General features: G+C 28.0%; 20 protein-coding genes and 1 pseudogene. 16 read left to right on the top strand and 5 right to left on the bottom strand.

What is annotated here, in order from left to right:
• Positions 1–80: 80 nt before the first annotated feature.
• The 4 genes from OIF33_RS06655 (at position 81) to OIF33_RS06640 (ending at position 1,586) form a co-directional block, all read left to right on the top strand.
• Entirely contained in the window at positions 81–440 is a 360-nt protein-coding gene (locus OIF33_RS06655) for a methylglyoxal synthase (RefSeq protein ID WP_322503444.1), read from the top strand.
• Positions 441–569: 129 nt separating this feature from the next.
• A complete protein-coding gene (locus OIF33_RS06650; protein ID WP_322503443.1) occupies positions 570–836 on the top strand; it encodes a holin in 267 nt (88 codons plus the stop codon).
• Positions 837–919: 83 nt separating this feature from the next.
• Complete coding sequence (locus OIF33_RS06645; protein ID WP_322503442.1) at positions 920–1,300, top strand: RidA family protein; 381 nt, start codon at positions 920–922, stop codon at positions 1,298–1,300.
• A 40-nt stretch (positions 1,301–1,340) separates the two neighbouring features.
• On the top strand, positions 1,341–1,586 hold the full coding sequence (locus OIF33_RS06640) for a TIGR03905 family TSCPD domain-containing protein (protein ID WP_322503441.1): 246 nt from the start codon (positions 1,341–1,343) through the stop codon (positions 1,584–1,586).
• A 109-nt stretch (positions 1,587–1,695) separates the two neighbouring features.
• Here OIF33_RS06640 and OIF33_RS06635 read toward each other — a convergent pair whose 3' ends face one another.
• Complete coding sequence (locus tag OIF33_RS06635; protein ID WP_322503440.1) at positions 1,696–3,447, bottom strand: class I mannose-6-phosphate isomerase; 1,752 nt, start codon at positions 3,445–3,447, stop codon at positions 1,696–1,698.
• 162 nt (positions 3,448–3,609) lie between these two features.
• Here OIF33_RS06635 and OIF33_RS06630 point away from each other — a divergent pair, with 162 nt between their 5' ends.
• From OIF33_RS06630 to OIF33_RS06620, 3 genes are all read left to right on the top strand, one after another.
• A complete protein-coding gene (locus OIF33_RS06630) occupies positions 3,610–4,488 on the top strand; it encodes an ROK family protein (protein WP_322503439.1) in 879 nt (292 codons plus the stop codon).
• A 103-nt stretch (positions 4,489–4,591) separates the two neighbouring features.
• Positions 4,592–6,994 (top strand): hypothetical protein, encoded by a 2,403-nt coding sequence (locus tag OIF33_RS06625; protein ID WP_322503438.1) that lies wholly within the window; start codon positions 4,592–4,594, stop codon positions 6,992–6,994.
• 263 nt (positions 6,995–7,257) lie between these two features.
• On the top strand, positions 7,258–7,992 hold the full coding sequence (locus OIF33_RS06620; protein WP_322503437.1) for a GntR family transcriptional regulator: 735 nt from the start codon (positions 7,258–7,260) through the stop codon (positions 7,990–7,992).
• A gap of 52 nt (positions 7,993–8,044) precedes the next feature.
• Here the strand turns inward: OIF33_RS06620 and OIF33_RS06615 are convergent, their stop codons facing one another.
• Positions 8,045–10,681: an FAD-dependent oxidoreductase gene (locus tag OIF33_RS06615; RefSeq protein WP_322503436.1), complete on the bottom strand. Its 2,637-nt coding sequence runs from the start codon at positions 10,679–10,681 to the stop codon at positions 8,045–8,047.
• A 202-nt stretch (positions 10,682–10,883) separates the two neighbouring features.
• Positions 10,884–11,726: a PHP domain-containing protein gene (locus OIF33_RS06610; RefSeq protein ID WP_322503826.1), complete on the bottom strand. Its 843-nt coding sequence runs from the start codon at positions 11,724–11,726 to the stop codon at positions 10,884–10,886.
• Between the two features lie 270 nt (positions 11,727–11,996).
• On the opposite strand from OIF33_RS06610, the pseudogene OIF33_RS06605 reads away from it, so the two are divergent.
• The 7 genes and pseudogenes from OIF33_RS06605 (at position 11,997) to folK (ending at position 17,447) form a co-directional block, all read left to right on the top strand.
• A pseudogene (locus OIF33_RS06605) lies at positions 11,997–12,589 on the top strand (anthranilate synthase component II).
• A gap of 5 nt (positions 12,590–12,594) precedes the next feature.
• Positions 12,595–13,941, top strand: coding sequence for an aminodeoxychorismate synthase component I (gene pabB / locus OIF33_RS06600; RefSeq protein ID WP_322503434.1), 1,347 nt, complete (start codon positions 12,595–12,597; stop codon positions 13,939–13,941).
• A gap of 18 nt (positions 13,942–13,959) precedes the next feature.
• Positions 13,960–14,751, top strand: a complete 792-nt coding sequence (locus OIF33_RS06595) for an aminotransferase class IV (RefSeq protein ID WP_322503433.1) — start codon at positions 13,960–13,962, stop codon at positions 14,749–14,751.
• Complete coding sequence (gene folE / locus OIF33_RS06590) at positions 14,744–15,301, top strand: GTP cyclohydrolase I FolE (protein ID WP_322503432.1); 558 nt, start codon at positions 14,744–14,746, stop codon at positions 15,299–15,301. Before OIF33_RS06595 ends, folE begins: the two co-directional genes overlap by 8 nt.
• Before the next feature lie 25 nt (positions 15,302–15,326).
• Positions 15,327–15,800, top strand: coding sequence for an HD domain-containing protein (locus OIF33_RS06585; RefSeq protein ID WP_322503431.1), 474 nt, complete (start codon positions 15,327–15,329; stop codon positions 15,798–15,800).
• A gap of 12 nt (positions 15,801–15,812) precedes the next feature.
• Complete coding sequence (gene folP / locus OIF33_RS06580; protein WP_322503430.1) at positions 15,813–16,622, top strand: dihydropteroate synthase; 810 nt, start codon at positions 15,813–15,815, stop codon at positions 16,620–16,622.
• 12 nt (positions 16,623–16,634) lie between these two features.
• Positions 16,635–17,447 carry a 2-amino-4-hydroxy-6-hydroxymethyldihydropteridine diphosphokinase gene (gene folK / locus OIF33_RS06575; protein WP_322503429.1) on the top strand — a complete coding sequence of 271 codons (813 nt, stop codon included), beginning with the start codon at positions 16,635–16,637 and terminating at the stop codon, positions 17,445–17,447.
• A 25-nt stretch (positions 17,448–17,472) separates the two neighbouring features.
• Here folK and OIF33_RS06570 read toward each other — a convergent pair whose 3' ends face one another.
• Positions 17,473–17,946: a DUF4883 family protein gene (locus tag OIF33_RS06570; protein ID WP_322503428.1), complete on the bottom strand. Its 474-nt coding sequence runs from the start codon at positions 17,944–17,946 to the stop codon at positions 17,473–17,475.
• Positions 17,947–18,060: 114 nt separating this feature from the next.
• Between OIF33_RS06570 and OIF33_RS06565 the strand changes: the two genes are divergently transcribed.
• Both OIF33_RS06565 and OIF33_RS06560 read left to right on the top strand, forming a co-directional pair.
• Positions 18,061–18,501 (top strand): hypothetical protein, encoded by a 441-nt coding sequence (locus OIF33_RS06565; RefSeq protein ID WP_322503427.1) that lies wholly within the window; start codon positions 18,061–18,063, stop codon positions 18,499–18,501.
• 199 nt (positions 18,502–18,700) lie between these two features.
• On the top strand, positions 18,701–19,789 hold the full coding sequence (locus tag OIF33_RS06560) for a pyruvate kinase (protein WP_322503426.1): 1,089 nt from the start codon (positions 18,701–18,703) through the stop codon (positions 19,787–19,789).
• Here OIF33_RS06560 and OIF33_RS06555 read toward each other — a convergent pair.
• Positions 19,786–20,331, bottom strand: a complete 546-nt coding sequence (locus OIF33_RS06555) for a phosphatase PAP2 family protein (RefSeq protein ID WP_322503425.1) — start codon at positions 20,329–20,331, stop codon at positions 19,786–19,788. The genes OIF33_RS06560 and OIF33_RS06555 overlap by 4 nt on opposite strands.
• Positions 20,332–20,395 lie beyond the last annotated feature (64 nt).

The raw sequence follows: 20,395 nt of genomic DNA, 5'->3' as shown, positions 1-20,395 counted from the left end.
GTATCTAAAAGCACAAATGACTATAAGCGAATATTCAAGAAGTATTAGTTTTAGTTATTTAGATAAAAGGGGAGAGTCAAATGAAAATAGCGTTAATTGCACATGATAAGAAAAAAGAAGAAATGATAGAACTTGCAAAGGAATTTGAAGACAAATTAATTAAACATGTTCTTGTTGCAACAGGAACCACTGGTCTTAAAATCATGCAAAACACATCTTTAGAGGTTAAAAGATGTAAAAGTGGTCCACTAGGTGGAGATCAAGAAATAGGAGCTATGGTAGCAAACCATGATATTGATATGGTAATATTCTTAAGAGATCCATTAACAGCTCAACCTCATGAGCCAGATGTTAATGCATTACTTAGACTTTGTGATGTTTACAAAGTTCCATTAGCTACAAATACAGAAACTGCTAAGCTTATAATGACAGATATCTAATAATATATGTTAATTTAAAGACTGTTTTAAATTTATTTAAAACAGTCTTTTATTATGCTAATTATATTATAACCATACATGAATATTGTGAATATAATAATATATATTAAATTTTAGGAGGAAATATTTATGTATGATTGGAGTAGATTAAAAAACTATGGATTATGGATGTCAATTTTTGCTTTAATACCATTAATACTTGAAAGTTGTCATATAAATATTTTACCAGGCAATTATAATGAAATAGTAACTGCTGTCCTATCAATATTAGTTATGGCTGGAATATTAAGTAATCCAACTACTAAAACAAGGGGATTTGGGGATGATAAAATTGAACCTAAAACTTTAGATGAAATAAGTGACAATGTAATTAATAGAGAAGATGATAATAAATAGTAGAAAAATGTTGAATTTAAACTTTTGCTGTATTAAAATTAAAGTATTGGAAGTAATGTATTGAAGAATAGGAGATGTTTTATATGGCAAAAGAAATAATAAAAACAAACAAAGCACCAGGTGCAATTGGACCTTACTCACAAGGAGTAAAAATAGGAGATTTAGTTTATACTTCAGGACAAATTCCACTAAATCCTGAAACAGGAGTAATGCCAGAATCAATTGAAGAACAAACAACACAATCATTAGAAAATGTAAAGGCTATCTTAGAAGCTGCTGGAACTTCTATGGATAAAGTAATAAAAACTACAGTATTTTTAAGTGATATAAATGATTTTGGAAGAATGAATGAGGTATATGCTACTTATTTTACAGAAAATCAACCAGCAAGAAGTGCAGTAGAGGTTGCTAAATTGCCTAAGGATGCTAAAGTAGAAATCGAAGTTATAGCTACTTTAAAATAGTAACTATGTTTTCGTAATTAGCTAGATAGGGGAGATAAGTATGAATTACAAAACTACAGGAGTTTGTGCTAAAGAAATTAACTTTGAAATTGAAGATAACAAAATAAAAAATGTTAGTTTCGTAAATGGATGTCCGGGAAATTTAATGGGAGTTGCTAGACTTGTTGAAGGAATGGAAGTTGAAGAGGCTATTTTAAAATTAAAAGGAATAGACTGTAGAGGTAAAGGAACATCTTGTCCTGATCAACTTGCAAAGGCTTTAGAAGAATATAAAAGCATGCAATAGAACATAAAGTATAATTTCAATTTTAATCAAAAGAAATTTTATTTAAATTGAAATTATATTTTAAATAAGAAAAGTGACTATATGAATAATTCATATAGTCACTTTTTTATTATCTAACGTAAGCTTTTATCGTTACAATTTCTTTTCCTAAAGATTTGCCGTAAGGTCTTATGGTATATTCTTTTATACATTCTGGTATTATGAAGGTTTCAGCATAATGAACAATAAATGGTTCAAAAGAGTTTGTAGGGCTTTCTACAATGGCCTCAGCACCTTCTACAAGGTTTAGTACATTAACACTTTTATCGGTTGAGTGATATACTTTTTCAGAAAATATATGTCTTCTTGTTTCAATGAATTCTCTTTCATGTAAACCTGTTTTTTCCTCTTTTATATTATTACTTTGAGAAATTATTCTAATGTCATTTACTAGATTTTTTTCAACCCAAGAAGTAGTTCTATCCCATTGAATATTTTTTTCACCATGTTCTAAATGTATAGGTCTTGGAAGGCCATCTAAGCCAAGTCTTCCCCAATCCCATAGTTTGAAAGTAAATATATAAGGAGTAGTGCTTATTTCTAAAACCATTGTTCCATTACCAGAACAGTGAACAGTACCAGCTGGAATTAAAAAATGATCATGTTTTTTAGCTTGAAATTTATTTACGTATTTATCTGCTTGAAATAGAAATTCTCCATTTTCAGCAAGTTTTAAGTCTCTAATCATTTCATCTTTATTTATGCCTTCTTTTAATCCTAAATACACATAGGAATCTTCTTCACAATCAAGTATATAGTAACTTTCATCTTGAGTATAATGCATACCAAAGATTTCTTGTATGTATTCTGTTAATGGGTGTACTTGTAATGAAAGGTTTTGTCCACCCATAGTATCTAAGAAATCAAATCTAATAGGAAATTCACAGCCAAATCTAGCATGGACCTTATCACCTAAAAGTTTTCTAGGGTTAGTTAAAACTAAATTAATAGCTGGAAGTTCAACTTTTATTTCTCCAAACTGAAGATAAAGACTATTTTCTTCAGGTACTCCATCAAAGCTCCAAGCATAATTTTCAGAATTTTTATCTAGATTACAAACTTCTTTCATCCATTGACCACCCCATACACCAGGATCAAAGTATGGAACTACTCTAAATGGTTTTGAAGAAACTTGCATAAGTCCATTGAAAAAAGCATCAGAAGTTATCATCTTTGGATTGTTTGGAATATTGGTATCTAAAATATAATTAATTTCAGAGAATAGAGATTTTTTATGCCTATCCATCATTCTCCATTCTAAGAAAAAGCCCCTTTTATATTTTTTTAGTATTTGTTCATTTTCATTATTGGCTTTCCAATTTCCCATTCCTTTTCTATAGCGTATTTGTATTTCCCATCTTGCAAGATCAGAAAATATAAGTATATCTCCTTTAGCAATTAAAGAAGCACCTGTACCATATATAATAGTTAATCCCTTATCTTGTTTAGATAATAGTTCTCTAGCTTTGTTTATGTTTTCTTCAGGAAAAAACTCAGAAAGTTTTTTATTATTCATAACTCCAAAAACTCTATCTTCAGTCATGAAGTCTTTAATCTTTTCATTTATATCCTCAGGACATAATGCAAAATCATCAGATTTTATCATTTTAACAGGGGATAATTTAGAAAATGCTTTTTCTATTTCTAATAGGTCAACTCCTATATAGCAATCTATAACTAATATAGGGTTATTTTTATTAAGCATATTTATATTATTTTTTAGTTTTTCAATTATTGAATCATATCCTTGCCAAGCTTCCTTGTGAAATCCTTTAATTTTATTTGTAGGATGCTTGTCATAATTATTATATTTATTAAACATAAAAACTCTCCCTTAAAATATTTGTATTATAAAATAATATTACAATATGTAATTACATATATCAAGTTTTATACGATTAAAAATATTAAAATATAGTTAATAAAGAATAAATGTATTTACATTATGAAGACATGCATATAAAATTAGGGTGAGGTGTTATTTATGAAAAATTATTTTATAGCATTAGATGTGGGAGGAAGTTCTATTAAAAGTGCTTTGGTTGATAACTTAGGAAATGTTATTACAAATATTTCAGTAAGAGATTCCTTAGCTAATAAAGATAAAAATACCATTTTAAAAAATTTTATTGAAATTATAGAATTTCATATTTCAGAGGGAGAGAATTTAGGTGTAAATATAGAGAAAGTAGGAATTGCTTTTCCAGGTCCTTTTGATTATGAAAAAGGTATTTCTTTAATAAGGGGTATTGGTAAGTATGAAAGCTTATATAATATTAATTTAAAAGATGAGCTTGAAACTCTTTTACCAGAATTAGAATTTAAATTCAAAAATGATGCTCATCTATATGCTTTAGGAGAGTGTAATTTTAGAGAAGGAAAAATTTTTAATAAGCTTTTATGCATATGTATTGGAACGGGAATAGGTTCTGCTTTTATTGAAAATAAAAGCTTACTATATGAAGGTGAAAATATACCAAAGGAAGGATGGATATACGATAAACCTTTTAAAGGCTCTATAGCAGATGATTATATATCTACAAGGGGATTGTTAAGGATTGCAGAAGATAATAATATAGCTATTTCAACTGGAAAAGAATTATATGAGTTAGCTTGTAATAATGACAAGAAAGCCTTAAATGTTTTTAAGTCTTTCGGTAAAAATTTAAAAGAATTTATGGAGCTATATGTTAAAAAATGCAATATAGAAGCCATAGTTATAGGAGGCAATATATCTAAAGCATATGAATTTTTTAAGGAAGACTTAGAAAGAATGTGTAGTGATAACAATGTAACAATATTAATAAGTGAGGATTCTACAGAAAGTACCTTAATAGCTGTTCCTATGTTGTTCAAAAAATAGATTAGTTTTGTTTATATAAATTAAAGAAAATTTTAATGTATAAAATTAAAAAGATAATTATATCTAAAGTATAAAATAAAAAGGTTTTGAGAGGTGTATATTTATGTTAAAGAAAAAGTGGAAAATACTTGTTTTAAATCACAGTCATACTGATATTGGATATACTGATAGGCAGGAAAAAATAGAGAGGCATCATATAGAATATATAAAAGAGGCAATAAATATATTAAATGAAGCATATGAAAATGGAAAAGAAGAATGGCAAGGCTATAAATGGACTTGTGAAAGCTTTTGGTGTGTAGAAAGATTCTTAGAAGAGGCTACTGAAAAGGAATTAAGTGATTTTATAAAGTATGTTAAATTAGGTAGAATTGGGTTAAGCTTAAACTATTTAAATTTAACAGATTTAATAAGTGATGATGTATTAAGAGATGTATTTAATAGAACAATTGATAAATTAAAGAGTTTAGGATTAAGTGCTAATTGTGCTATGACAGCAGATATAAATGGATATTCATGGGGATATTCACAGGCCCTTAAGGATAGTGGTGTAAACCTTTTATATTCATGTATTCATACTCACCATGGAATGTATCCTAATGGAAGAAAACAATATCCTTTTTATTGGGAAACTCCAAATGGAGACAAGCTTCTTTCATGGGTAGGAGAACACTATCATGTTGGAAATGAGTTGGGATTTTCTCAGTTTAATAGTTGGGAATTCACCATAAAAGATGGATTAAATAGTAAAGATATAGGGCACTATGAAAGAGCTGAAAAAAGAATATTTAATTATTTAGAAAAGTTTGAAGAGGAAGATTTTCCTTTTGATTTTCTTCCAGTAACAGTTTCGGCTCTTATGACAGATAATGCTCCTCCAAGTTTTAAAATTATAGAATTTATTAATAGATGGAACAAGGAACATGGCAATGAAATTAAGCTTGAAATGGCAGTATTAGAGGATTTGTTAGAAAATATTAATAGATTCAAAGAGTCAGACTTAATACCAACTTATAAAGGAGATTGGACTGATTGGTGGGCTGATGGAACAGCATCAACTCCTGGAGCTGTTAAACACTATAGAGAAGGTTTAAGATTGTATAATTTATGTAAGAAATTAGATCCTAAAAATGAATTAGGAGAAAAAAAACTTATGAATGAAGCTCTTAATAATTTTATGATGTATTCAGAGCATACTTGGGGATATTCAGCTTCAATTACTGAACCATGGCACACTATGGTTAATAACCTGGATTTAAGAAAACAATCTTTTGCTTCAAATGGACATGAAGCGGCAGCAAGAAACTTAGATAAAATAACTTATAAGCTTGGAGAAACGGAGCTTAAGATGTGGAGAGATATAAGTTTTAAAGTAGTAAATCCACATGATGAAAAGAGAAGAGAAATTGCTAAATTTTTCTTGGAGGTTTTATTTGGACATGAAAATTTTGAGATTGTAGATAAGGATACTGGTAAGGTTTATCCGCATCAAATAGCTATGGTACCTAGAGGATATGAAATAAATGTTTTAGTTGATTTAGAGCCAAAGGAAGAGAAATCTTTAATATTTAGAGATATCAATAGGGAAAAGCTTAAGACAACAGCAGGATATACCTTAACAGGCGCTGATGGAGTACAGGATTTAGTTAATGATAGAAAAGATTTAATAGTTACTCTAAATAGATTAGAATCTCCTTTCTTTAAGATAAAGTTTGAATTAGAAGAAGGTATTATAGAATTTATTGACAAAGAAAGTGGAAAAAATCTTCAAAGAAAAGATAGAGTTGTAAATGCTTTTACACCTATATATGAAGTTACACCACTTAAAACAGATATTGCCAATGATAGAAGGTTAATGGGAAGAAATAGAAAGGCATATCATAGTATTAGAGACTTTGGAAAACTTATAAATGTTAAAGTATTAAATGATGGAGATTTATTTGGAAGAGTAGAACTTGAATATAAGGTTAAAGGATGCTCCAATTACTTTGTAATACTAACTATTTATAAAGAATTACCTAGAGTTGATGTAGATTGTAGAGTTGGAAAAGATAATGTATTAAATGCTGAAAATTTATATGTAGCACTTCCTTTTACTATGGAGGAAAAAGAGGAAATTTATATAGATAAGACAGGATGTTATTTAAGACCTAGAATAGATCAACTTCCAAAGAGTTGTGTAGATTTCTATGCAATACAAAATGGAATGGTTTTAGAGGGAGAAAAGGAATCTCTTGCAATAACATCAAAAGATGCTCATATGATTTTTATGGGAGATATTAAACCTCATGAAATAAATTTATGTGGAGATCCTGGAGTAATAAATAATGATTTAGTATATTCATGGGTAATGAATAATTATTGGGAAACAAACTTTAAAGCTTCTTTAGGTGGGTTCTATGAATTTAATTACTCCGTATTTAAGGTTAATGGGGATGCTAAAAAGGCATTTAAAGAGATTATCAATCAAAATGAAGGAGTAGTTTGTTTTAATAGGTGGAATTAATATAAAAAAGTAGTATTTAAAATGTAATGCATAAAAAATAACTTGAAATAAAACTTATAAATAACATGAAGAGAATATCTGAATAAGCTTTAGCAAAACCTTAGAAGTAATCGCTATAAATTCTTAGGGTCATTCAGTAATTCTCGGAATATATTTATAAGTTTTATTATTTTAAGTTTTGAGAAATATGTAATTACATTTTAATATAGATATATGATATAATTTTTATTAATAAAGAATCAAGTTAAGAAAAGGGTGTTTTTATGCATTTACATAATAAAATAGAAAATTATATACTAGATAAGATTGAGTCAGGAGAATTATCAGAAGGAGAAGTACTTCCTACTGAAATGCAATTATCAGAAAAATTTTCTGTAAGTAGGCCCACAGTTAGGCAAGCACTTAATAGTTTAGTTAATAAAGGATATTTAAAGAGAATCAAGGGAAGGGGAACCTTTGTTACAAAACCTAAAATAGTGCAAGATAACACTAGATTCATAGAGAGCTACAATAGAGAAATGAATAATAAGGGGTTAAAGCCTATAACAAGGGTATTAGGTAAAGAGATAATATTAGCAGATAGTAAAATTGCGGAAAAATTGGAGATAGGCGAAGGCGATAAGGTTATTAGAATAGAAAGACTTAGATTTGCTGAAAGAGAGAATAAAAAGGATGATACAAATCATAAGCCTGTTCTACTAACAAATGTTTATTTACCTTATAAAGTTGCTAGAGAAGTTTTAGGAAATGACTTAGAAAGTACATCATTATATGATATTTTAGAAAGTAGGGGTTTAAAAGTTTGTAGAGTAGTTAGAGAGATAGAGGCTAAAAATGCAGATTATAAAACTGCAAGACTTTTAGAGATAAATGAGGGAAAAGCCATTCATTACTTATCATCAATTGGTTATTTAAAAAGTGGGAAACCAATAGAGTATTCTGAAAGTATTTACCCAGGAGAAAGAAATACATTTATTGTTGAGTTAAATCTTAATTAAAAAAGGATATTAGTAAAACTAATATCCTTTTTTTATTTAAGTTTTTTAAATATTATAGTAAATCATTTGATAAAGCAGCAGCTTTAGATAATTTATTATCTATTGCTATGATTATTTGACCAGCTTTAGAAATATCACCAACTATAATTCCTCCAACTAAAATATTATCTTTGAAGAATAATTTAGTGTATTGTCCTTTTACTTCATCTTTAGAGCTTATTTTTTCATAAGAATCATCATTAAATCTTATTAAACCAGCTGAGAATACATGAGTATTTAAAGCATCTAATATTATTGATGGTGTAAAGTTTTCAAATGTTTTTTCTGATCCAGCTGAATTTGCACCGGCAGTTTTACCCATCTCAATTGCTGCAGGCCAGTTTCCATAAACAATACCGTTAAATTCAGCTACATCACCACAAGCGTAGATATCTTTAACACTTGTTTCCATTCTTTCATTAACAATAACACCTCTATTGCAATCAATTCCTGATTCTTTAGCTAACTCAATATTACTTCTTATACCAGTTGAAACTAGTAATATATCAGCATCTAAAGTTTTTCCATTCTTTAGATCAAGAGAAGTTAATTTTCCATCTTTAGTTATGATTCTATCACATTCTTGTGATGTTAAGAATGTGATTCCACAATCAGAAACTTGGCTTCTGAAGATGTCAGCAATTTCTTGATCTAATTGATTGTTCATAAGGTTTGGTAAGCATTCAACTACTGTCACATCAATACCAGCAAGTTTCATTTCCCAAGCTGCTTCTAATCCAAGAGGACCAGCACCTATAACAATAGCTTTTTTAGCACCTTTCATTTCTTCTTTAACATCAAAAGTATCTTTTAAGTCTTTAATAGAGTAGATACCTTTAAAGTCATGAATGTTATTGCTATTTAAAGAAATTTCCTCATTATTATTCATAACTTTAAATGGTGGAATAAAGTTATGACTACCATTAGCTAATATAAGTTTAGTATATGGTATTTCAGTACCATCTTTTAAGATCACTTTTTTACCTTCTTTATCTATATAATTAACTGTAACACCTAGTAACTCTTCTATATTATTTTCTTTATACCAAGAAGATTTTGCTAAGTAGAAAGTGTCTATATTCATTTCTTCAGTTAAAAGATCTGAAAGGTTTGGTCTTGAATAAGAAGAAACTTCTTCACTTGAAAGTAATTTAACTGAAGCTGTTTTATTTATTTCTCTTATTGTTTTAGCAGCGTAGAATCCAGAAGCTCCATTACCTATGATTACAAAGTCATCATTAGTATCATTCTTTTCAAATGTATCCATTTCAACTTCTATAAATTGTTCTTTTCCAGCACCACAAACAGGACAGATATCAGGACATACTGGGCTCTCAAAGATTTCACCACAAACTAGACACTTCCAATATCTTGTCTTTCCGTTTCCAACTAATATTTCCTTAGTTTCAGTAGCATTATTTGGAGCATAATCAAGTTCTTTTTCTCCAAACATAGTTCTTGTAAAATCTCTACCGAATTCAAAGGCTTCTTTTAATTCAACAGTTGAAGGTTTAAATTTAATTCTTAAACCAGGTCCAAATATGTTCATCTTTAATTCTTTTAATCTAGCTTCTATTCTTGGAACAGCTTCTCCACTCCATCCGTATGAACCAAAGGCAGCAGCGTATTTTCCTCCATGAATAATAGGGTTTAAGTTAGCTAAAAGAATTCTAATAGGAGGTAGTAATTCTCCAACTATTGTTGGTGAACCGAATAATATTCCATCTGATTCGCCTATATCAGCTAAAACATCTTCTTGTTTACTATATGTTAAATCATATAATTTAACTTCAACATTATGTTCAGCTTGTATTCCTTTAGAAATTTCTTCAGCTAATTCTTTAGTATATCCATAAGCTGATACATAAGGAATAGTAACTTTTTTATCTCCATTTATTTTAGGCTCTACTGGAGTGCTCCATTCTTTATAAGTATTTATTATCTTCCAAGGATCTTGTCTAAGTACAGGACCATGACCAGGACAAACTAAATCTATGTTTAAATCCTTAATTTTGTCTATAGCTTTTAAAACATAAGGTTTATATGGTCCAAAGATACAATCATAGTAGTATCTTAAAGCATCTAAATATTCTCCTTCATTAGGGATTAAGTCATTAAATACTTCTTCACAAGAATAGTGGCTTCCGAAAGAGTCACAAGTTATTAATGCTTTATCTTCAGGAATATAAGTATACATTGAGTCTGGCCAGTGTAAAAATGGTGCAGAAATAAATTGTAATGTTTTATTTCCTAGTGAAATTGAGTCATTGTCTCCAACAACTATATACTCAAACTCTTTATTAACTATATCTTTTAAAAACTCTATAGCTTGCATTGAACCTACAACCTTAGCTTTAGGAGAGATTTCTAATAGCTTTTCAACTGAACCAGCATGGTCAGGTTCTGTATGATCAACAACTATATAATCTATAGATTTAGGATCAACACCTAAGCTATTAAGTTTTGATAAATAATCTTCAAAACATTTTTCTTTTACTGTTTCAAATATAGCTATTTTTTCACTACCTTTAACAACATATGAGTTATAAGTAGTTCCGTAAGGAGTATACATGATAATATCAAATACTCTTAATTCAGGATCTAAAGATCCAATCCAATAAATATCTTTTTTTATTTCTAAATAATTCATAAAAACACCACCTAATATATGTTAAAATTGTAACAATCAAAATTAATTAATATTAATTATTAATTAACACCTATAATTAAATTATATTCTTTTTTGCTGAAAAGTAAATACTTTTTTTAATAGAATATTATATTTTTTAGATTTATAAAGAAATAATGGCAATGTGGTTAGTTAAACCATATTGCCATTATTTTGATTAATATTATTTTTTATTACTATGATATTTTTCAAGGAATTTTTCAAGATATCCTTCAGGAATACTCATACATCCAACATGACCATGTCTTTCGTCTCCTTCATGGTCACCATGAAAATCAGAACCACATGTAATAAGAAGATCATGATGAACAGCATAAGAAACAAAGAAGTCAGTATCCTTTTTTGTGTTTTGATAATAGATTGCTTCTATACCATCAAAAGGAAATTCCATAACTTCCTTTACTGGAACTCTTTTTATAAGTTTTGGATGAGCGAGAACAGTTAAAGCATTGTTAGCTTTTAATATATTTATTCCTTCTTCTACAGAGATTTTTTTGTTTGGAACATAAGCAGGACTATCATTTCCGATGAATTTGTCAAAGATATATTCCCAATCGTAAGGATAGCCAGCATCTATTATGCATTGAGCTATATGAGGTCTGGCAACTACACCTTTTCCTTTTGCTAAAACATCTCTATAGTCAAGTTTTATATCAAAATATTTTTCTAAATTAGCTACAATTTTTTTAGCTCTATCTATTCTAGAATTTTTTAATTCTTTTAAGAAGTTTTGAAAAGATTCTGATTTATAAGAGTCATCTCTAAAATATCCTAATATATGAACAGTAGCGTTCTTATGTTCACAGCTAAGTTCTATTCCAGGGATGAATTGAATATCTAAATCTTTTGCAGCTTCTTTGGCTTCTTCAAGACCAGAAGTTATATCATGGTCTGTTAAAGCTATTAATGATATACCTGCTTTTTTTGCTTCTTTAATTATCTCTTTTGGAGATAGTGTTCCGTCAGAAGCTAGTGAGTGACAATGAAATTCTGCATTAATATTAATAGTAAACCCTCCTTTGAAAATGAAAAAATTAATGTATGTATAAAGATTATTATTTGAATAATATTGTTATTTTTATAAAATTTGTAGTATAAATATTTTAACACAGAAATTAGAGGAAAATAAATTAATTTTTTACTTCTAATCAAGTAATAACAATACTTTATATTATTAATTAGGAAAACAGTAATATATAAATGGTATAAAATTAATATTTTTTTTGATATGTTTTTGATATAATGATTTTAAACTAAATGTTTTAGAGGTGAATTAATGTTTTTAATAATAGATAATTATGATTCCTTTGTATTTAATTTAGTTAGATATTTTAAAGAGCTAAATGAGGATATTGTTGTAAAAAGGAATGATAAAATAACTATAGAAGAGATAAAAAAATTAAAGCCAGAAGGAATAATTATATCACCTGGACCTAAGGCGCCTAAAGATATGAAAGAATGTTTGAATATCATAGATGAGTTTAAAGAAAAGATTCCGATTTTAGGAGTTTGTCTTGGACATCAGTGTATAGGATATTCCTTTGGAAGTAATATAATAAAAGGAGAATTCCCAGTGCATGGAAAGGTGAGTAAAATAACTCATGATGGAAAAGGTGTTTTTAAAGGAATTAAAAACAATATAAATGTCACTAGATATCATTCTTTAATAGTTGATAAAAATTCTTTAGGAGAGAATTTAGAAGTAACAGCTTTAAGTGATGATGGTGTTGTCATGGGGATAAGACATAAGAAGTATAGGGTAGAAGGTGTACAATTTCATCCAGAAGCTGTTTTAACTGAATATGGTCATGAAATGCTTAGAAATTTTATTGAAATTTCTAGAAAAAATTTAATACTATAGAAAGGTGATTAGCTTGAATTTTAAAATAAAAGAGATAGACAATAAACTTGAATCTCATGAAGTGTATTCTTTATTTAAAGATGAAAGGAATAGTATATTTTTAGATAGTTCAAAAGAAGAAAGTGAGTTTTCTCTATACTCATTTATAGGAGTAAATCCTTTTAAAAAATTTGTTTCTAAAGGAGATAAAATTTACATAGATGAGAAATTGAGTTGTGGAGATCCCTTTGTTAAGTTAGATGAATTAATTAAAAAATATAAAATTGATTATGAGAGTAATATTCCTTTTTTAGGAGGAGCAATGGGGTACTTTTCTTATGACATAGGAAGAGTAAGTGAAAAGATGCCTGAAAGTGCTAAAGATGATTTAAGTATTCCTGATAGTTATTTTTTATTTTATGATAATGTAATAATATTTGATTTAAGAAATAAGAAAACTTATGTAACTGCTTTAGGGATTAAAGAAGACTCAGAAAAAAGCATAAAATATATTGAGGACAAGATAAAAAGAGGAAAAATAGAATTTAACATAATTTTAGATAAAAAAAGTGAATTCATTTCAAACTTTTCAAGAGAAGAATATATAGATGCTGTAAAACAAGTAAAAGACTATATAAAAGAGGGACATACATATATAGCCAACTTAACTCAGAGGTTTCAGTGCCAATATAATTCTAATCCTTTTGATACATATATTAGTTTAAGAAGTATAAATAAAGCTCCCTTTTCCTGTTACTTAAATTTAGAGGATTTCCAAATAATAAGTTCTTCACCAGAAAGATTTTTAAAGGTATATAATAATAAGGTTGAGACAAGGCCTATTAAAGGAACAAGACCTAGAGGAATAAATGAAATAGAGGATAAAAAAAATAGAAAAGAACTTTTAAATAGTGAAAAAGATAAATCAGAGCTTTTAATGATAGTTGATTTAGAAAGAAATGATTTAAGCAAAGTTTGTAAGCCCTTTTCAGTTAAGGTTACAGAGTTATTTAAATTAGAGGAGTATGCTACAGTGTTTCATTTAGTTTCAACTGTTATTGGAGAATTAAATGATGATGTTAGTTCTGTAAAATGTATAAGAGAATGTTTTCCAGGTGGATCTATAACAGGTGCTCCTAAAATAAGAAGTATGGAGATAATAGAAGAGCTAGAGGGAATTAGAAGAGGAATATATACTGGAGCCATAGGCTATTTTGATTTAAGGGGAAATTGCGATTTTAATATAGTTATAAGAACTATATTAGTTAAAGATAATAAAGCTTATTTTGGAGTTGGTGGAGGCATAACCATTGAATCAGATGAGGAAATGGAGTATGAAGAAACTTTAGATAAGGCAAAGGCTTTAATGAGAGTATTATAATTAAGGTTGTGGTATAAAGTGATTTATATAGGTAAAAATGAAAAAAATTATAATATGGTAGAAGAAAATTTAGTGTACATAGATTCTTCGGTTTTTTTTGGCAGAGGAGTTTTTGAAACAATACATGTATTAAAAGAGGGGGTATTTTTAAAGGAACATCTAAAGAGATTAAAAGAGGGGTGTGAAGCTTTAGAAATTCCTTTTAATATTAATGAAGAAGATCTAAAAGAGTTTATTAAAAATGAAAAAATAAATAATAAGGCTTTAAAAATAACAGTTACTGAGAAAAATATAATTTATTCTACTAGAAATATTACTTATAGTCCTGATGACTATAATAGAGGTTTTTCATTAAAGCTTAGTGATGTAAGAAGAAACAGCACTTCTAAATTAACTTATTTAAAAAGTACATGTTATATTGAAAATATTATGGAAAAGGAAAGAGCAAAGGATGAAGGCTTTGATGAAGTAATATTTTTAAATGAAAGAGGAGAATTGACAGAAGGGGCTACTAGCAATTTATATTTTATAAAAGATAATAAGATACATACCCCTAAGGTGAGTTGTGGTCTTTTAAATGGTATAATTAGAAAATGGATAGAAAAGAATTTCTTAGTTGAAGAAGGAAGTTATACTATAGATGACTTAAGAAATAGTGAAGGGATTTTCATAAGTAATTCCCTTCTAGGAATAATGAAAGTAAGACAATTTGAAGATGAATTTTTTGGGGAAAAAGACTTAATAGAAGAGATAAAAAAGAAATACGATAATTCTATTAGAAGCTTTTTAGAAGGAGGGCAAAATGATTAATAAAGATAAAATAAGAGAAGGAATGAAATTAATACTTGAAGCAATAGGAGAAGATGTTAATAGAGAAGGATTATTAGAAACTCCAGATAGAATTGCAAGAATGTATGAGGAAATATTTTCAGGAATAGGTATGGATGCAAAGGAACATTTAAGTAAAACCTTTGAAGTTGATAGTAATGACTTAGTTCTAGAAAAAGATATAACTTTTCATTCAATGTGTGAACATCATTTAGTTCCTTTTTATGGAAAGGTTCATATAGCATATATACCAAATGGGAGAGTTGTTGGATTGTCTAAACTTGCTAGATGCGTAGAGGTTTATTCAAAAAAACCACAACTTCAGGAAAGACTTACAAAGGAAATTGCTGATGCATTAATGGAGTACTTAGATGCTAAAGGGGCAATGGTGGTTGTTGAAGGAGAGCATATGTGTATGACCATGAGAGGGGTTAAAAAACCAGGTGCAAAAACTGTAACGACTACTTATAGAGGAAGATTCTTAGAGGATGAGAATTTGAAAAATGATGTATTTAGAATGATTTCCATGTAGATAACTGTTGTTCGAGGTGTGAATTATGGAAAGAGTAAATAAAGTACTTAATAATGATAAGTATAAAGAATATTTAAAAAAGAATTCTTTTTGCGAAAAAGATAGAATTTTTTGTAAGCATAACTTAGAACATTTTTTAGATGTATCAAGAATTGCATACATAATGGTTTTAGAAGAAAAGTTAGAGGTCTCTAAGGAAATTATATATGCAATTGGTCTTCTTCATGACATTGGAAGATGGGTAGAATATGAAGGTGGAGAAAAGCATAATAAGGCTTCTTATAAATTAAGTTTAGATATTTTAAAAGAATGTGATTTTAATGAAAATGAAATAGAAATTATTTTAAATGGAATTTTAAATCATAGAAATAAAGAGGCCAAAGGATTAGATAAAATAATATATCTAGCGGATAAAAGATCAAGAAGTTGCTTTTTATGTAAAGCTGAGAAGCTTTGTAAATGGGACAAAGAGAAAAAGAATTTAGACATATTTGTTTAAGGGGGAAGTTTTATGAAAATAGGAAATAAAGAATTTGAAATAGGTAAAAGAACATACATAATGGGGATTTTAAATGTAACTCCAGATTCATTTTCAGATGGTGGAAAGTTTAATGATATTGAATTAGCATTAAAACAAGCTGAGAAAATGATTGAAGAGGGTGTAGACATAATAGATATTGGAGGAGAGTCAACAAGACCAACCCATACACCAGTAGGCGAAGAGGAGGAGTTAAATAGAGTAATTCCTATAATAAACGCTTTAAGAGAAAAGTTTGATATACCTATATCAGTTGATACATATAAGAGTAAGGTTGCAGAAGAAGCAATAAAGGCAGGTGCAAATTTAATAAATGATGTTTGGGGATTTAAAAAAGACAAATATATGGCTACAGTTGCAGCAAAATATGGAGTACCTTGTTGTTTAATGCACAATAGAAATGACAATGAGTATGGAGACGATATAATAGAAACTATGAAAGCTGATATGGAAGAAAGCATAAATATAGCTTTAGAAGCAGGAGTTAAAAAAGAAAATATAATTTTAGATCCAGGTGTAGGTTTTGCAAAGGACTATGAACAAAATTTAGAAGTGCTAAATAGACTAGATGAATTCTGTACTATGGATTATCCAGTTTTACTAGGAACATCAAGAAAGTCAGTAATAGGAACTGCTCTAAACCTTCCCGCAAATGAAAGAGTTGAGGGAACCTTAGCTACAACTACTCTTGGAATAATTAAGGGCTGTGAGTTTGTAAGAATTCATGATGTGCTAGTGAATAAAAGAACTGCTCTTATGACTGATGCTATGGTGAGAAGATAGGAGTTAAATTGCATGGATAAGATTATTATTAAAGATTTTGAGGTTTTTGGTAATCACGGTGTTTTTGAAGAGGAAAAGAGATTAGGACAAAAGTTTATCTTAAGTATAGAACTTTCTTTAGATACTAGAGAAGCCGGTATAACTGGAGATTTAAGCAAATCTGTTCATTACGGAGAGCTTGCACATAAGGTTGAAGAAGAATTTAAGAAACAAAGTTATGATTTAATAGAAACTACTGCTGAAAAAATTTGTGAGTTTATATTATTAGAATATTCTTTAGTAAAGAAGGTTAAAGTTACTTTAAAAAAACCTTGGGCACCTATATTAAGAAGTTTAGATACTGTGTTTATAGAAATAGAAAGACAGTGGAACGAGGCATATCTTTCTTATGGTTCAAATATGGGAGATAAAGAATACTATATAGAAGAGGCTTTAAATGAGATAGATAAAGCATACCACACTGAGGTTGTAAAAAAATCATCCTTAATTAAGACTGAGCCCTGGGGATACACTGAACAAGATGAATTCTTAAATGGAGCTTGCATTATAAAAACTCTTTTAAATCCTAAGGAATTGATAAAGTTCTTATTAGGAATAGAAGAGAAGCTTAAAAGAGAAAGAACAATTAAATGGGGACCTAGAACTATAGACTTAGATGTTATATTTTTTAATGATTTAATAAGTGAGGATGAGGAGATTGTTCTTCCACATCCTAGAATGCATCAAAGAAGTTTTGTTTTAGAACCTTTAAATGAAATCGCTCCTTATAAAATTCATCCACTATATAAAAAGCGTGTATTTGAATTGTTAGAGGAATTAAAATAATGAAAAGAGCTATTTTTAGCTCTTTTCATTGTTGTTTTTTATTAAAAATATATTGGCAAAAGGGTTCAAGCTTAAAAGCGTTAGGCGTATCTTTTAAACTTATATAATCCTTACTTATATCACTATCCCAAGGATAAAGTGTTACTATATCATCTCCATAAATATCTATTACATATTTAATTGAGTCTAAATCAATAAAAAACTTATAAAGAGGCTTAGTAGGTAAAGGTTCTTCTTGTATAAAGTTAGAATCTTTTAAACTTTTAAGTAAGTCCTCTACAATTCTTGCATCTTCATTCTCAACAACAACTTCACTATAAATATTCATATCTAATATTCTAATTTTCACATTATCTTTAGAGGCTATTTCACTAAGATTTTTAGTATGGTAATTTAAAGAAGGTTTTTCCTTAGTGAATATATCAGCTTTAGAACATGAGATTAAAGCCAAGGAAAAGCATAGAATTATTATAAATATGGTAGCAAATTTTTTTATCAATTTTATCACCTCCTCCAGTTTAATTTATGAAAGTTATGTTTGGGGTAGAACTTTTTTCAATAAAATGAATAATATATATTACAATTGACATTAAAAATAAGGAGGTGCTTTATAATGAAATATGCATTAGATATAAATGACTCCTATTTAAGAGAATTTTTAATCAGAAAACTAAAAGAAGAAGGTAATCTAACTATAGATTGTTTTAATGAAGAAGGTTGTTTAGGAGAAAGTTTTTTTAAAAAAGTATTATTATCTAACAGTACAAAAGCAGATATCTTTGTAAGAATAACAAAGGAGTTAGGAAATGAGAAAAAAATAGAGATTTTAGGTGATAACCAAGTTCTTAGAAGAGTAGTATCTTTAACCTTAGAGGATATAATAGATTATCTAGAATTAGCTCAAATATGTATTAAAAGTGGAAAAGGACTGTACTTAGTTAAAAACTTAGAGTCTTTGTGTTTAATTATAAATATAAGTGATGAGGAATTTAAGAATATAGATCAAGAAAAGTTAAAAGATGCTTTATATAAAATAATTAAGGAAGTAAGTTAAGTAATTTAATTTATTGTAGAATGTGGTATTATAGCATTTAATTTTATATTATTTACTTCAAAAGGACTAGTTTTTTTAGTCCTTTTTATTTTATGAAATATATTATGTTAAGTTATTTTTAATTGTTAATATATGAAAATAATATTTATTAACTTTTATGCATATATATCATTGAATAGCAATATTTATGGAGGGAATTATGGACATTGTAGGCAGTATTAATACTAGATTTATTAATAAAAACGAACAGAGCAAAAAAGAAATCTTGAATAAAATAGATAATATAGTTAAAAGTGGAGGTAATATAATTAGAATGAATCTCTCTCATGGAAAGCATGAAGACATAGAGGTTTGCATCAATTACATACGAGATAAATATAAAGGTATAAAAATTCTTTTAGACCTGCAAGGAAATAAAATTAGGGTATCTAATAACATTTGTGGCACATTTAAAGTGAATATAAATGATATTATTTATTTTTGTTCAGAAGAAACTTATGAGCTTTATTTAGAAAATATTGATAAAACAAAATTGATACCTTTAAACATAAAAAATAAATTTATTTATAATAATAATTTTAAAAAAATATATATGAAAGATGCCACAATGGAGTTTGAAGTTATAAATAATAATAATGGGCTCATAAAAACTAAGGTTAAACTTGGAGGTGTTGTTAGAAAAGAAAAAGGATGTAATCTTCCTAAGCTGGATAGAAAAAATTGGGGAATGGCACCTAAGGATTTGGAAGATATTAAATTTGCTATAGATAATAAGGTAGATATTATAGCATATTCTTATTGTTCATATGTAGAAGAATGTAAAGAGTTTAAAAATAGTGTTTTTAAAAGTATAAAAGCAAATCAAGTCATACCAAAACTTTGGGGTAAAATTGAAACTTCAGAAGGAGTAGATAATATAAAGGCAATAGCAAAGGAACTAGATGGAATAGTTATAGCCAGAGGAGATTTATCTGCTGAAGTAGGAATAATAAATGTTCCTATAGCACAAGAAAAGATAGTTTATCTTTTAAAGAATCAGAATAAATCAATAATAGTGGCAACTAATGTACTTAGTTCTATTTCTAGAAGTAATAAAAGTAAGCCTACTATAAATGAATTAAGCGATATATATCATTTAATGAGATGTGGAGTAACAGGGTTCATCTTAACAGGAGAGACAAGCACCGGAGAAAATGAAAAATATGCAGTAACGACATTAAAAAATAGCATAAAATATTATGAAAAGTTAATATCTAAAATAAAGAAAAAATCAAAAGAGTCAACTTAGGACTCTTTTGATTTTTTTTTAGATTTTATAAAGTTATAAGTTTTTATAACAATTAAAAAGCTTATATATCCTAATAAAACACCTGATAATACATCACTTGGATAATGAACTAGTAAGTACACTCTAGAAAAAGCTATAAGTGAAGCTAATAAGTAGATGTATACTTTTAAATTCTTAAATGAATAAGCAAGCATAAAAGCTGCAGCAAATGATGCAGAGGCATGTCCAGATGGCATGGAATAGCTTGTTGGTTTTGGAATTATTATATGTAAATCAGGATAAGTAGTAAATGGTCTAGGTCTTTCTATAATATGTTTAAGTATTCCTTCACCAAGAATTGTATTTACAATTAGAGCTGCTAAAGTTAAAAAAACAATTTTTCTATACTTCTTTGATAATATTAATAATATACTTATTGCAATCCATATAAGGCCTAAGTTACCTAATGAAGTAAAAAAAATCATTATAGGATTTAGAAAGCTATTTTGAATATTATTTTGGATCCAATAAAGTATATTTATATCTATGTTTTGAATAATCATAAATGGTCACCTCCATAATAAATTTATTTTATTACTAAAAGTTTAATAAGTCTAGTAAAGATAA

Origin of the sequence: Clostridium sp. LIBA-8841 (assembly GCF_034439435.1) — a bacterium.
Taxonomy (GTDB): Bacteria; Bacillota; Clostridia; order Clostridiales; family Clostridiaceae; genus Sarcina.
Note: the sequence above shows the minus strand (reverse complement) of the source record. Positions and strands in the feature narration are given on the sequence as shown.